The 12,227-nt window shown below is 69.2% G+C and carries 16 protein-coding genes; 5 read left to right on the top strand and 11 right to left on the bottom strand.

Annotation, left to right across the window (positions count from 1 at the left end):
- Positions 1–48: 48 nt before the first annotated feature.
- From ACQP2T_RS27995 to ACQP2T_RS27950, 10 genes are all read right to left on the bottom strand, one after another.
- Complete coding sequence (locus tag ACQP2T_RS27995) at positions 49–2,160, bottom strand: winged helix-turn-helix domain-containing protein (protein ID WP_433519022.1); 2,112 nt, start codon at positions 2,158–2,160, stop codon at positions 49–51.
- Positions 2,161–2,231: 71 nt separating this feature from the next.
- A complete protein-coding gene (locus tag ACQP2T_RS27990; RefSeq protein WP_433519021.1) occupies positions 2,232–3,566 on the bottom strand; it encodes a hypothetical protein in 1,335 nt (444 codons plus the stop codon).
- Entirely contained in the window at positions 3,553–3,798 is a 246-nt protein-coding gene (locus ACQP2T_RS27985) for a hypothetical protein (RefSeq protein WP_433519020.1), read from the bottom strand. The genes ACQP2T_RS27990 and ACQP2T_RS27985 overlap by 14 nt, the downstream gene beginning before the upstream one ends.
- A complete protein-coding gene (locus tag ACQP2T_RS27980; RefSeq protein WP_433519019.1) occupies positions 3,798–4,259 on the bottom strand; it encodes a hypothetical protein in 462 nt (153 codons plus the stop codon). Before ACQP2T_RS27980 ends, ACQP2T_RS27985 begins: the two co-directional genes overlap by 1 nt.
- A gap of 288 nt (positions 4,260–4,547) precedes the next feature.
- On the bottom strand, positions 4,548–5,057 hold the full coding sequence (locus ACQP2T_RS27975) for a Pycsar system effector family protein (protein WP_433519018.1): 510 nt from the start codon (positions 5,055–5,057) through the stop codon (positions 4,548–4,550).
- 5 nt (positions 5,058–5,062) lie between these two features.
- The gene (locus tag ACQP2T_RS27970) at positions 5,063–5,203 is read right to left on the bottom strand and encodes a hypothetical protein (protein ID WP_433519017.1); all 141 of its coding nucleotides are present in this window, start codon (positions 5,201–5,203) and stop codon (positions 5,063–5,065) included.
- Positions 5,200–5,364 carry a hypothetical protein gene (locus tag ACQP2T_RS27965; RefSeq protein WP_433519016.1) on the bottom strand — a complete coding sequence of 55 codons (165 nt, stop codon included), beginning with the start codon at positions 5,362–5,364 and terminating at the stop codon, positions 5,200–5,202. Before ACQP2T_RS27965 ends, ACQP2T_RS27970 begins: the two co-directional genes overlap by 4 nt.
- Complete coding sequence (locus ACQP2T_RS27960; RefSeq protein WP_433519015.1) at positions 5,361–5,771, bottom strand: SsgA family sporulation/cell division regulator; 411 nt, start codon at positions 5,769–5,771, stop codon at positions 5,361–5,363. The genes ACQP2T_RS27965 and ACQP2T_RS27960 overlap by 4 nt, the downstream gene beginning before the upstream one ends.
- Positions 5,768–6,085, bottom strand: coding sequence for a hypothetical protein (locus ACQP2T_RS27955; protein ID WP_433519014.1), 318 nt, complete (start codon positions 6,083–6,085; stop codon positions 5,768–5,770). Before ACQP2T_RS27955 ends, ACQP2T_RS27960 begins: the two co-directional genes overlap by 4 nt.
- 95 nt (positions 6,086–6,180) lie before the next feature.
- On the bottom strand, positions 6,181–6,393 hold the full coding sequence (locus ACQP2T_RS27950; RefSeq protein ID WP_433519013.1) for a helix-turn-helix domain-containing protein: 213 nt from the start codon (positions 6,391–6,393) through the stop codon (positions 6,181–6,183).
- A 272-nt stretch (positions 6,394–6,665) separates the two neighbouring features.
- On the opposite strand from ACQP2T_RS27950, the gene ACQP2T_RS27945 reads away from it, so the two are divergent.
- The 4 genes from ACQP2T_RS27945 (at position 6,666) to ACQP2T_RS27930 (ending at position 9,062) form a co-directional block, all read left to right on the top strand.
- On the top strand, positions 6,666–6,878 hold the full coding sequence (locus ACQP2T_RS27945) for a hypothetical protein (protein WP_433519012.1): 213 nt from the start codon (positions 6,666–6,668) through the stop codon (positions 6,876–6,878).
- Positions 6,875–7,432, top strand: a complete 558-nt coding sequence (locus ACQP2T_RS27940; protein WP_433519011.1) for a DUF6879 family protein — start codon at positions 6,875–6,877, stop codon at positions 7,430–7,432. Before ACQP2T_RS27945 ends, ACQP2T_RS27940 begins: the two co-directional genes overlap by 4 nt.
- A gap of 66 nt (positions 7,433–7,498) precedes the next feature.
- Complete coding sequence (locus ACQP2T_RS27935) at positions 7,499–8,356, top strand: helix-turn-helix domain-containing protein (protein WP_433519010.1); 858 nt, start codon at positions 7,499–7,501, stop codon at positions 8,354–8,356.
- A gap of 337 nt (positions 8,357–8,693) precedes the next feature.
- The gene (locus tag ACQP2T_RS27930) at positions 8,694–9,062 is read left to right on the top strand and encodes a barstar family protein (RefSeq protein WP_433519009.1); all 369 of its coding nucleotides are present in this window, start codon (positions 8,694–8,696) and stop codon (positions 9,060–9,062) included.
- Positions 9,063–9,107: 45 nt separating this feature from the next.
- Here the strand turns inward: ACQP2T_RS27930 and ACQP2T_RS27925 are convergent, their stop codons facing one another.
- On the bottom strand, positions 9,108–10,610 hold the full coding sequence (locus tag ACQP2T_RS27925; RefSeq protein WP_433519008.1) for a helicase HerA-like domain-containing protein: 1,503 nt from the start codon (positions 10,608–10,610) through the stop codon (positions 9,108–9,110).
- A 408-nt stretch (positions 10,611–11,018) separates the two neighbouring features.
- On the opposite strand from ACQP2T_RS27925, the gene ACQP2T_RS27920 reads away from it, so the two are divergent.
- On the top strand, positions 11,019–12,182 hold the full coding sequence (locus ACQP2T_RS27920) for a Cmx/CmrA family chloramphenicol efflux MFS transporter (RefSeq protein ID WP_433519007.1): 1,164 nt from the start codon (positions 11,019–11,021) through the stop codon (positions 12,180–12,182).
- The last annotated feature ends 45 nt before the right edge of the window (positions 12,183–12,227 follow it).

The following is a 12,227-nucleotide window of genomic DNA, read 5'->3' as shown; positions in this document are numbered from 1 at the left end:
AGGCGGTGAGGAGATTCGATGAGGAGATTCACATCGCCGAACCTGCCGTCACGCAACGTGTTCGTTCCCGGTGAGGAACCACCGGGTCGCCGGGCCACGGCCGCGCATGTCGACGGACCCTTCGCCACGCAGCTGGTTCAGGAACCGGAGCACCGCCGCCGGGCTATAGCCGGTCGCCTTCTCGATCTCCGGACGGGCCGCCTCGCCGTCGCCAAGCCGCGCCATGATCTTGGCGCGGACATCGTCCGGCACCTGCGACGGCAGCGCCGCCTCCGCCTCGGATTCGACCCGCTTGAACATCTCCCAACGGGCCGCCGAATGCTCACGCACCCGCTCAGCGTCTGCGGCCGGCAGGGCGGGCAGCAGGAACAGGTGCCGACCGAGCTCGGCGCGTTCGGCGGTCCGCTCCTCTGGCGCCCGCACCATGCCCTCCTGCGGCTGCTCCTCGGCGGCGGACACGGATGCGGGCAGCACAGCCTCGGTGATGGGCTGGCCGGACAGGAGTTGCTGGTACGCCTTTCCGAGGTGCTCAACCAGAGCCGGCTCCAAGTCCGATGGCCGGCGTCCCTCCGCCAGCCGCTCCAGGTCGTCCAGTTCCTTCAGCAGGAAGGAGCGGCCCAGGTCGTAGTTGCCGGAGATGTCGGTGATGAGGATGACGCCGGGGTGGCCCTCCCCGTAGGCGGTCACGTTCGGCAGACGAGACCCGACATCGGAACCCACCGCGTTCATGATCTCGGTGGCGCGGGTCATCTTCGCCAAGACGAAACGGTCGATGTTGGCGCGCACGTTCGGGCCGCCGATCCATTCCGCGGTGCCACGCTGACCGATGATGACCAGCCCTACCGCCGGGGATCGGCCCTTGCTGGTGATCGTGGTGAGGGCTGCGCGGGCCCGCTGCGCGAGCTGATCGCCGCCGCCCACCAGGCTGTCGATCTCCTCAACGACGATCTCCACGAGCGGACCGCCTGGGCGCGGCTGGTGCACCGCCTCGTTACTGTGCACCTCACGCCAGCGGGTGATCTCGGCACCCAACTCCAGGATGCGGACCGCTTTAGCCCTCTCTTTTGAGCCGCACGCGGACAGGCCGAGCGCGCCGGCGTCGCGCCAGCGGGCCATGTTCTTGCCCTTGGCGATGTCGATGCCCCACACGGCGCAGTTGTCGGCGGCGGTGAGCCGCTCCATGACGTTGTCCACCACGACGGTCTTGCCGCCGCCCTTAGTGGCGATGATGGCGATGTGCGAGGCGCCGTGCTCGTCGTAGACGACCAGCTCGAGAGGGCGGCCGGTCTCCGGATCCTGGCCAATGATCAACGGCCGGGTCACGTCCCCGACCTCGGGCAGCTCAATCTCCGGGTGCGGGTCCAGCAGCGGGTGCGGGATCGGCTTCGCCCATGGGTTCTGCAGCCGCACCGAGATCAGCAGCTGTCCAGCGATGCGACCGAGACGGACGTCCACCCGGCTGGCCGACAGGCCGAACTCCTCGGCGATCAGCTCCGCGAGTCCTTTGCTGACGAACGAGGAGGCACGCTTGCCGGTGCCGCGCGTGTCCAGCAGCACCCGCTCACCGAGTCGGGTCGGCTCCGCCTTCAACACCTCGGCACCGGCGAGCCCCCACCCTTCCAGGTAGCCGTCCCAGTCGATGCGCGGAATCTCCTCGTCCACCACCTCGGGCGTCTTCTCCGCCTTCTCGCGGCGCGGTCGCAGCCCGAGCCGGTGCAGGGCGTACCCGACGCCGAACGCACCCAGGTAGATCCACGTCGCCAACCCGGACGGGCCGCCGTTCACACCGAATTCGGTGGCGGCGGCCAGCCAGCCGCCGGTGGCGGCGGTCGCGGCCGAGGCGCCGACGATGCGGGCACCCTGCAGGCGGTTCATGGCGCTGGCGTAGGTGACGATCGTCCCAGCGATGGTCACCGTGCCGATGCCCCACCACGGCAGGTGGTAGGCGTGCACGGCTGCGCCGGCGGCGTAGATGGCGGGCAGGGCCAGCAGCGGGGTGCGCGCGGCGGGGGCTGCGGCGAACCAGCGCGCGGTTGCCTTGCCGCTCGCCTTGGTGGCGTACCACAGCCAGCTCTCGCCGGGCTCCTCGTCATCGTCCTGCACTGCGGGGGCGTGACGGATGTGCGGCGGGCGCTCGTGGGTGGCCTTGGCTTTCACCACGTGACCTCTGCCTTTCGATCTAGGGTGCGCCCCAGCCCCGGGGGAGGAAGAGGCTGGGGCGCCGAAGGTGGTTAGACGGCGGCTTCGCCGGTCATCCAGCGGCCGTTGTACGGAAGCACGACGCCGTTCGCGACGGCCTGCAGAATCTCCTGGTACTGGACGAGGAACTGCTGGTGCGCGTCGCCCATCGCCTTGGCCAGCTCCATCACGTGCTCGGTGAACTCGCCGAGCCCCTGCACCGCGACGGGGTCGAGGCCGATCGTGTCGACGCAGGAGGCGTGCAGCTGCTCGTAGGCGGCGGCGTAGGTGCAGATCCCGGCGACCTCGCCCGTCATGAAGTTGATGAGCTCGTAGTCGGCGCCGGCCTCGAAGTCGCGAACCCGGTCGGCCACCTGACCCCAGTCCATGGGCGACAGCTGGGCCACGGTGGCGGCGTCGTTCACCGGCCAGCCGTTGCCGTCTCTGGTGCTGGCCTGCCGGGGGATGTCCGTGGTCCGGGGGCGTGCGGTTGCTTCCATGTCGGTGTTCTCCTTGTGATCGGTGCAGGTGGGGCACGACGTCTTCCGGACGCCGTCGATGGTGATCTGGACGTAGGTGCCGTTGCCGGTGCACTTCTCCGGGGTGCAGTAGCCCGCGGACGAAGCCGCCAGGCGCTGCCATGCAGCCCTGACAGCTGGGTCGGTGATGGGATTTCCGGTGTCCGCGGGGACGGTCTCCGGGGTGCGGGCGGCTGCAGGAGCCTCGGTGTCGCCGGTCTCGTCGTTGCGTCGCCACCACACGAAGCGGCGCAGCAGACGCCACCGGGGCCTGGGCGTCGCCGCCTCCGGGGTGACGGGTGTGGCGTCCTCTTCGGTCTTCGGGCCGTCGGAGGCTGTGTCGCCCATCGGCGCGTCCGCCTCGTCGACGGGGACGCGGAGCCACTTCTCTCCGTCCCACACGAGCTTGTGCTGCGGCCGTTCTGCGCCCGTACCGCTGTCAGCCGCTTCGGGCGTCCCGTCGGCCTCGCCCCGACGCGGCCACCACGCCAGGCGGCGGCCTGGATCTCCGTCACGGCCACCCCACCGGCGCTGGGTGGCCTCGACCACCGCGCGACCGCGGCTGACCGCTGCCTCGCGCGCCTTGCCGACGAGCTCGGCAGCGCGCTCCCGCTGAGCCTCCCGCGTCTCAGCCCGTACGGGCCGGCCGCGCGACCACCTCGCCCTGGCGGCACCGACGCCGCGGCCGACCAGTTCGCCGGTGGCGGGGAACAGCCGGTTGGCTTCGACATTCCCGCCGGCGGCGTTGATCGCCCGGACCGCCCACGACGGGCGTTCCTCGTCAGCCTTGGTGCGGTTGGCGTGCCGCGCGATGGCGATGATGGCCCACACCACGATGAGGCCGATGATGATGTGCTCAATCCTCGGCATCGTCACCCTCCCCAGCCGGAGGGACCGGGGTGGTCTTGCGCAGGTCGGCGAGCGCCATCTGCAGAGTTCCGCCGACCAGAATCAGCAGCACCGCCACGACGAGCAGGACCAGCGGCATGGCGATCAGCCAGTACGTGACCAGGACTGCGATCGTGAAGAACATCAGCTCCGACACGCTGGGGCGGTTCGCCCACATGGCGGCCGCCAGTCGACGCTTGGTGACGGGGGTCATCACATGGCCCCCGTCACCCAGGACCACGCCTGCGCGGAGATGGCCTTGGGCCAGGAGAGGCTGCCGCCGCCGGTCGCCCACAGCAGCGGGAACATGACGATCATCCCGTAGGTGATCGGCTTGAGGCCGCCGCCGTCCCACACGTCGATCAGAACGGCGAAGCCGAGCACGACCGCCACGATGGCGGCGATGGCCACCGTGGGGACTTCGCCGATACTGAAGTCCCAGCCGCGCAGCCAGTCGCCAACGAACGACGACGCCACGCCCACGCCGCCGAGGAACATCAGGACGGAGATGATCCGGCACAGCACCGCGCGAGGAAGGATCCCCCTGCCGCCGGTCTTGCCCTTGCCGCCGCCTTCCTCACCACCGCTGCGAATGATCTTTGCGCGCTTTTTGTGGAACAGGATGCCCAGCGCCAGGCTCAGCAGCCCGAACGCGATAGCCGGGGTGTCACCCATTCTTGGCCTCCTTGAGACACGTCGGATATTCACTGCCACGCCCGTCGCCAGAGTGGAGAGGGGCGCACGCCCGGTACTGGGCCTTCGTGACCGGCACCGGAATCGGGTCCTCACCCCAGGCGGTGACGACCAGCAACCAGTAGGTGCGTGGGCATCGACTAGCGTCGGCGCCCTGACAGCCCGACTCGGTCCACTGCCTCACCACCGACCCCTCCGGCCCGCACCCGGTCAGGGTGAGGAGAGCGAGCGCTGAGAAAGCGAGCGCGACGACAACGCGCTTCGCGGTGATCACGCCGCCATCACCCCCACGGGAATCGCGGTGACGAGCACGACCACGGCTGCGATCACCAGGTCAACGGCTCGGCGCACGGTCCGGTACTTGGCCACGGCCAGGACGGACATGTGCCGCAGGTGGCCGAAGCCGTAACCGGCCACCATCCGCTTAAGCTCCTCGTCGTCCGCAGCGCGGGCATAGGAGACGAAGCCGGTGCCGCCCTTGCGCGGAATGTAGGGGCGCACCGCCAGCAGCAGGAGCACGGCGGCGACGGCCAGCATGACGCCGGCACCGCCGATCGCCACCATGGCGACCGGGTGGATGCGGGGGCGGGCGACGGCGAGGGCGACCACCGCGGAGGCCAGGCCGAGTGCGAACGCCAGCAGCATGTTCGCCTTGCCGTCCACCCGGGCGAGGGTCGCGTCCACGTCCGCGGTGGCCCGCTCGGTCGCGCCTTTGATGGAGTCGCCGATCGCCCGGTTGAGGGCGGCGTCGGGCTGGCTTGTCGGGAACCTCAGTGCCATCAGAATCACTCCGCCTCGTCGTGGTCGCCGCTGGAGTCCGCCGCGTTGCGGATGGCGCGGCGGTAGGAGGCGGTGATCGCCACCGTCGGGATCGCCAGGTTGGCCAGCAGGCCGACGATGGGCAGGAGCGTGTCGAGGAGGTTCATGCGGACGCCTCCGCGGGCCCGGCGACGGCGCGGAACGCAGCCGCGGAGGAGAACTGCCAGGCGGCGTCGAAACCCTCGGCGCGGTCGAGCAGCATGTCGCGGGTGGCGCCGCTGGCGCGCATCGTCTCGGCCTGGCGGTAGGCGGCCTCAAACGTCGTCACAGCGTCGCCTCCGCCAGCCACCGGTCCAGCTCGGCGTTCACCCTGGGGCGCTCGCTGCCGGACGGCACCACCGCGCACGTGTCGATGACGAACTCCTGCAGCGGGCGCCGCTCGGTGTAGAACTCCTTGCCGTCGCGAGTCGTCGGCAGGGTGAGCGTCATGTAGTCGCGGTCCACGATGTGCGGCTCGACCCGGACCGCGCCGTCACCGGTCGGCGCGGTGAAGCCGTCGATGAGCAGCACGCGGGCGAACACAACCTCGGCGACCTTGTTGGTGCCGTGGTCGGGGACGAGCAGCCGGACGGCGAACGGGTCGCACACGCGGTAGATGAACGTGGCGGTGTACGGCTTCGCGTCGTGGTCGGCGGCATCCCACAGGAGGAGCGACCGGCGCAAGAGCGTCGTCATGCCGTCACCGCTGCGAACACGTCGGCGGGCGGGGTGAGACCGCGGGCGCGGGCGACCTGGCAGAGGATGGCGAGCGCGATCCGCTCGGCGTCGTCGACGCTCGTGCCGGTGCCGGTGAACCCGAGGTCGATGCGGATCCCGGCGTCGGCGTTGGAGTTGAGGCCGACGAACGCGTCGTCGACGGTGAGGTCGTTGGCCATGCAGGTGCCGAAGTCGCCGGCATTCTCGCCGGGGATGTGGTTGACGCACCACGACGTGTGCTCCTGCTCAGGCAGACGCTGGAGCGGCACGAGGGACGGACGCTGTGCCATCATGGGGTAGTTCCTTCCTGTCTTCGGGACGGGAACGAGGGCGGCCCGGATCTTGGCGGAGAGGGGCCGTCCCTCGTCATTTCTGGGGGTGGGCATGTTCACGCCACCTCGTCGTCAGGGATGTCGACCAGGGCGTCGACGTCGTACGCCCGGAAGCGGTACTGACCGCCAGGCGTCAGAACGAAGGGCAACCGGCCCGACGTCGCCCACCCGATGACGGTGCGCTTGCACACGTCGAAGACGTCCGCTACGTCTTCGGGCTTCAAAAGGCGCTCGCGACGCGGGCGGCTCTGGACGAGGTTCCGGCGCACAGGTCGCCCCCTTCTGCTGATCGGGCGACCCGACTGCCCAAATCGGACATCTAGTCAGGTCTCCACCGGGCTTGCGTGTCTAGCGACTGACTAGAGCGTGACTGAAACTGATTAGCACGTCAAGGTGAATCGGCGAAGTTCTCGGCAAGTCGAGGTAGACATGCACCATGAGCTGCGATTTCCCGTGACTCTTGACATGGCTCGCTGGTAGGCGACCATTGGGTTTAGAACAGACTGGCCATAGACTTCACACCGAATGAGGAGAGCCGATCATGCGATTCAGGCTTCTCGCTGACCTCTGCGAAGACGGGGACTGCCCGAAGGTGTACGAGTACAAGCCCGACGCCGATTACGTGGCCCTCCAGGGCTACCGGCTCTCGGACGACGAACTCGCGGAGCTCGGCGAGATCCCTCCGGGGGAGATCGTCATCAAGTTCCCCCGGGCCCTCGTCACCCACATCCCCACCGAGGTGAGGGAAGCATGACGCCGGAGGACATCGAGCGCTGCTTCGAGGGGGCCACCGTCTCCACCTTCCGGCTCGAGACCCTCCAGCAGTACACCGTCGACAGCGAGGTCCCGCGCATCCAGGCGTGGCTCCGCGGCGAGCCTCGCCCTGACCGCTCCGTCCGCACCTCCCCGTGGCTGCGGCGTGTGGCCGTCACCACAGCGGCCGGGCGGCACTGGTCGCGGGTGCACATCGTGGACCTGCCGCTGAGCGACTACGTTCGCTACCAGCTGGTGGGCTACGTCGAATCGGCGGCGGCAGGCGAGGAGATCCGTATCGCAGTCCGCTCGGATCACCCCGAACTGACTGACCTACATGAGGACTTCTGGCTGTTCGACGAGGACACGTCCGCGGTCTCCGCCATCGCGATGCGGTACGACCCGGTCGGCCGGCCCCTCGACCGCGAGCTAGTCACCGACCCCGGCCGGATCGCGGCCTACAAGGCGGTGCGCGCCGCGGCGTGGGATGCGGCCATACCCCTCAACGAGTTCCTGGCCAATCAGGCACGCCAGGAGCGCACATGCAACGCCTGACAACGATCGAGTGATGAAGGGGCGGCCTCCAAGCCGCCCCTTCTGTACACCTGGAGGTGGAACCACGTGACCGACGCGGAGCCGCGTACACAGCGCGATTACCTTGGCATGGAGCTGCGCCGACTCCGCGAGCTCGCCGGCCTGAGCGGAGAGGCTATCGGGGCCGCCATCGGAGTCTCGCAGGTGTCAGCGTCCCGGATCGAGCGCGGCGTCAAGGTGCCCACGGCTGCCGAGGTCGGCGCGTGGGCCGACGCCGTGAACGCGGACGCGGAGACTCGGGAGCGACTGCTACAGCTGGCGGAGGCGGCGCACACCGAGGTCGTCACCTGGCGGGCCGCACTGCGAGGCCAACTCCACATGCAGGGTGAGATCGCTCAATCTGAATCCACGGCACGAACCATAAGGAACTACCAGCCGTTGATCGTTCCCGGGCTGTTGCAGACCGCCGACTATGCGCGGCGGGTGTTCGAAATGTCGGACACTGGCGGCACTCGGGACCACGCGGCAGCCTTGGGCAAGCGCATTCAGCGGCAAGAGATCCTCTACGACACCACCCGCCGCTTCGAGTTCCTCATCACCGAGGCGGCCTTGCGTCTGCGGGTGGGAGGTGTGAACACGCTTCTCGCCCAGGTTGACCGGATCATATCTTTGGCTGCCCTCGACAACATCTCGGTGGGCATCCTGCCAATCGACCGACAGGTGACGTTCCTAGGCTGGAACCCCTTCGTCATCTATGACGATGTTGAGGAGGGCCGTCCCTTCGTGCGTGTGGAGATGACGCACGGCGTGACGACCATAGAGCGGCCGGAGGACGTTGCCCTGTACGTCTCAACCATGAACAGCCTCCGCCGTGACGCCTTCTGCGACGACGAAGCGAGAGAACTCCTGGGCTTGATCGTCCACACCATCCGCGACGCGGGGTAGACCACGTCAGCAACCTGAGAGCCCCGGGCCGGCCGCCCGGGGCTCTCTTGTTGCGCTCGGTGTTCGCCTACGGATGTGACGCCTGGGCCGTCTGTGGGCCGTCCAACAACCGACTGCTGCCAATCACAACCAACGCTAGCAGTAGCCGTTTTCCCAGGTCAGAGCCTATTCGGATCATGTCTCCGCAGGTGGCGAAACCAAAGCAACGAGTACGACGTGTACTCCCGGGCGCGGGGTGCCGCGCGTGACGCGTACCGGATCGTCGTCAACCGCAGCAGCGGTGTGACGTGGTTCTCCCCCAACCATTACACCGACTTCTACCGGCTCTAGGACCGCCATGACCGCCGCCGCACATCCGCCGCCGCACTGGCTGACAGTGTCCACCGACCCTGCGCCGGCACTGGTGGATGGGCGGGCCTGCCGGACGCGTGCCGCCTTCTTCGAGGAGGTGGCACGCGCCCTGCGCCTCCCCGGCCACTTCGGCCGCAACTGGGACGCGCTCACCGACTCCTTGCGCGATGTCGGCGCAGTCACCCTGATCGTCGGGCACGCGGAGGAACTGCTCAGCGCCGAGCCTCCCGGGCAGCTCGCGACCCTGCTGGCCGTCCTCGCCGACGCGGCCGAGACGGGGCTGACCGCGACCCTGTACACCGACCCCGGCCACGAGGCCCTGCTCCGGCAGCGGGTCGCCGCCGCGCCGGCCTGAAACCTCGGGCCGTGCCCTCCCCAGTCCAGGACCGTGTGCGCTGATTCAGCGTCGCCCGCGACGGGCGGTGCCGAAGATGGATCTGGTGATCTCCCGGCCGAGGCTGGAGGCCGCCGACCGCGCCAGGGACTGGAACTCCTTCGACTCCAGCACCCGCTCCAGCATGGACTGCTTCGGCTCCGGCTCCCTGGCCCGCTCCGGCTCGCGCGGAGCTTCTGGGCCCTTGGGAGGCTCGGCCAGCTTCGCGGACAGGATCTCGTAAGCCGACTGGCGGTCGACCGCCGTACCGTACTTCCGCTGAAGCGGCGAGGCGGCGATGACGCCTTGGACCACGTCCGGGCTCGACGGTCCCATGAGCGTCTGAGGGGCGCGCAGGCGCGTCCAGGCCACCGGGGTCGGCGCGCCCGTCTCGGACAGGACCGTCACGACGGCTTCTCCGATGCCGACCTCGGTGAGCAGCCGCTCCAGGTCGTAGGAGGACGAGGGGAAGGTCGAGACGGTGGCCTTGAGCGCCTTGGCGTCCTGGGGGGTGAAGGCGCGCAGGGCGTGCTGCACGCGCGCGCCCAGCTGGGCCAGCACGTCCGTCGGCACGTCGTTCGGCGTCTGGGTGACGAAGAACACGCCCACGCCCTTCGACCGGATCAGCCGTACGGTCTGGGCGATCGACTGCAGGAACGCCTTGGACGCGTCGTCGAACAGCAGATGCGCCTCGTCGAAGAAGAACACGAGCTTCGGCTTGTCGACGTCCCCCACCTCAGGGAGCTCATGGAACAGGTCGGCGAGCAGCCACATCAGGAAGGTGGAGAAGAGCTGCGGCCGGTCCTGTACGGCGGGCAGTTCGAGAACGGAGATCACCCCGTGACCGTCCGGCGTCACCTGGAGCAGGTCGCGCACGTCGAACTCCGGCTCGCCGAAGAACGCCTCCGCCCCCTGCGCCTCGAAGTTGGTCAAGGCGCGCAGGATGACCCCGGCCGTCGCCGCCGACAGCCCGCCGATGCCGCTCAGCGCCTCCGGCGTGGTGGTCAGATACCGGATGACCGCGATCAGGTCTTTGAGATCGAGCAGCGGCAGCCCTTGCTTGTCTGCGAAGTGGAAGATCAGTCCGAGTGTCGACTCCTGCGTCTCGTTGAGCCCGAGGACCTTGGCCAGGAGGGTCGGGCCGAAGGCGGTCATGGTGCCGCGGATCGGGATGCCGTCTCCCAGACCGCCCAAGGAGAAGAACTCCACCGGGCAGGCCGCGGGCTGCCAGGTCTCGCCCACCTCGGCGGCACGCCGGGTGACGCGCTCGGAGGCCGTACCCGGTGAGGCCAGGCCCGACAGGTCGCCCTTGATGTCGGCGAGGAAGACCGGGACTCCCTGGGCGGCGAGTTGCTCCGCCATGAGCTGGAGGGTCTTGGTCTTTCCGGTTCCGGTGGCGCCGGCGACCAGTCCGTGCCGGTTCAGCATGCTCAGGGGGATGCGGATCCGCTCGGCGGAGTCGGCGGTGCCGTCCTCGCGCACCAGGGCACCAAGCTCCAGTGCCGCTCCCTCGAAGTCGTACCCCTTCATCGCTTCTCCCCGAAACGTCCGCCGAGGGGTCGTGCGCATCATGCTCGATTCGCAGGTGCGAAAAACCCGCACCTGGGCAAAAGCGCTTATGCGATGGACGAGTTCTGTGACTTTTGCCTATCGTGTGGCCTATGTCCAGTCCTGAGGCGTCAAGACGCTAGCCACCGGTTCTTCCGGTGGCTTCTCGTGATGTCACGCGGCAGCGCCGCCCCCTGAGGCCAGCGCGCCCTTTCGTCACTCTCGCCGCCGGATCACCGTCATACGGACTGATTCATTCCAGGTGTTCCGCTCCGCCGGACCTGGTCCCTTCTTTCACGCGGTAGCGCCCGCGCATCCCTGATGGTGTGCGCGGTGGCGCGCCGCGTCGTCCTGTGATGCCCTTTCAACGCGGCCTGGAGTCCTTCGCTCATGCCCTTCGCCATCTACATCCTCGGACTGGCGGTCTTCGCCCAAGGAACGTCCGAGTTCATGCTCTCCGGACTGGTTCCGAACATCGCCGGTGAGCTGAACGTGTCCATCCCCGCCGCCGGCGCGCTGACGTCCGCCTTCGCCGCGGGAATGATCGTGGGAGCGCCGCTGATGGCGGTGCTCAGCATGCGCTGGCCGCGTAGACGGGCGCTGCTCGTCTTCCTGGTCGCGTTCATGCTCGTACACGTCGCCGGCGCGCTCACCACCAGTTTCCCGGTGCTCCTGGTGACCAGGGTGCTCGGAGCGCTGGCCAACGCCGGCTTCCTCGCCGTGGGGCTCGCCACGGCGGCCGGCATGGCCCCGCCGAACGCCAAGGGGCGGGCCACCTCCATCCTGCTGGGCGGCATCACGCTCGCCTGTATCGCAGGGGTGCCCGCCGGTGCCGCGCTCGGTCAGACGTTCGGCTGGCGGTCGGCGTTCTGGGTCGTGGCCCTGATCTCCCTGCCGGCCGTCTTCGCCGTGCTGCGCTCGGTGCCGGACCTCACGCCGGCGACGGGAGACCCCCGCGCGGGGCGCGAGCTCCGGGCCCTGCGCGGCCCGCGACTGCTCGTCGTGCTGGCGCTGGCCGCGCTGGTGAACGCCGCCACCTTCTGTACGTTCACGTACCTGACCCCACTGGTCACCAACGTGAGCGGCTTCTCGCCGGCCTGGGTGCCGGCGGTGCTGGCGCTGTTCGGTCTCGGGTCGTTCGCCGGGGTGACCATCGGCGGGCGCCTGTCCGACACGCGGCCGACGCGGGTCCTGATCGTGGGTGGGATCGCCCTGCTCGCCGGGTGGGCGCTCTTCGCCGCAGCGGCCGGCAGCCCGGTCGCCACGCTTCTGCTCGTCTTCGTCCAGGGGACCCTGTCGTTCGCCGTCGGCTCGACCCTGATCGCCCAGGTCCTGTACGCGGCCACCCAGGCGCCCTCGCTCGGCGGTTCCTTCGCGACCGCGGCCCTCAACGTGGGCGCGGCGGCCGGTCCCGCCATCGGCGGCGCCACCATCGCCGCCGGGCTCGGCTACCACTCGCCTCTGTGGGTCAGCGCCGCGCTGGTGGCGGCGGCGTTCGCCACAGCGGGCCTCGCCCAGGCCCTACGGCGTCACGCTGTGGTGGCCGCACGGTAACCTAGGGCCACCTGGCGCGCTCGCGCACGCGTGCTTTTGGTCGTT

The organism is Nonomuraea sp. CA-143628, from assembly GCF_050942315.1.
In the GTDB taxonomy this organism is placed as follows: domain Bacteria; phylum Actinomycetota; class Actinomycetes; order Streptosporangiales; family Streptosporangiaceae; genus Nonomuraea.
This window is presented reverse-complemented; position numbering and strand designations above follow the sequence as displayed.

What these genes read in the sequence shown, in the direction of transcription:
- ACQP2T_RS27990 (WP_433519021.1), bottom strand. Translation starts at nt 3,566, where the DNA reads ATGCCGAGGATTGAGCACATCATCATCGGCCTCATCGTGGTGTGGGCC.
- ACQP2T_RS27985 (WP_433519020.1), bottom strand. Translation starts at nt 3,798, where the DNA reads ATGACCCCCGTCACCAAGCGTCGACTGGCGGCCGCCATGTGGGCGAAC.
- ACQP2T_RS27980 (WP_433519019.1), bottom strand. Translation starts at nt 4,259, where the DNA reads ATGGGTGACACCCCGGCTATCGCGTTCGGGCTGCTGAGCCTGGCGCTG.
- ACQP2T_RS27975 (WP_433519018.1), bottom strand. Translation starts at nt 5,057, where the DNA reads ATGGCACTGAGGTTCCCGACAAGCCAGCCCGACGCCGCCCTCAACCGG.
- ACQP2T_RS27970 (WP_433519017.1), bottom strand. Translation starts at nt 5,203, where the DNA reads ATGAACCTCCTCGACACGCTCCTGCCCATCGTCGGCCTGCTGGCCAAC.
- ACQP2T_RS27960 (WP_433519015.1), bottom strand. Translation starts at nt 5,771, where the DNA reads ATGACGACGCTCTTGCGCCGGTCGCTCCTCCTGTGGGATGCCGCCGAC.
- ACQP2T_RS27955 (WP_433519014.1), bottom strand. Translation starts at nt 6,085, where the DNA reads ATGATGGCACAGCGTCCGTCCCTCGTGCCGCTCCAGCGTCTGCCTGAG.
- ACQP2T_RS27945 (WP_433519012.1), top strand. Translation starts at nt 6,666, where the DNA reads ATGCGATTCAGGCTTCTCGCTGACCTCTGCGAAGACGGGGACTGCCCG.
- ACQP2T_RS27940 (WP_433519011.1), top strand. Translation starts at nt 6,875, where the DNA reads ATGACGCCGGAGGACATCGAGCGCTGCTTCGAGGGGGCCACCGTCTCC.
- ACQP2T_RS27930 (WP_433519009.1), top strand. Translation starts at nt 8,694, where the DNA reads ATGACCGCCGCCGCACATCCGCCGCCGCACTGGCTGACAGTGTCCACC.
- ACQP2T_RS27925 (WP_433519008.1), bottom strand. Translation starts at nt 10,610, where the DNA reads ATGAAGGGGTACGACTTCGAGGGAGCGGCACTGGAGCTTGGTGCCCTG.
- ACQP2T_RS27920 (WP_433519007.1), top strand. Translation starts at nt 11,019, where the DNA reads ATGCCCTTCGCCATCTACATCCTCGGACTGGCGGTCTTCGCCCAAGGA.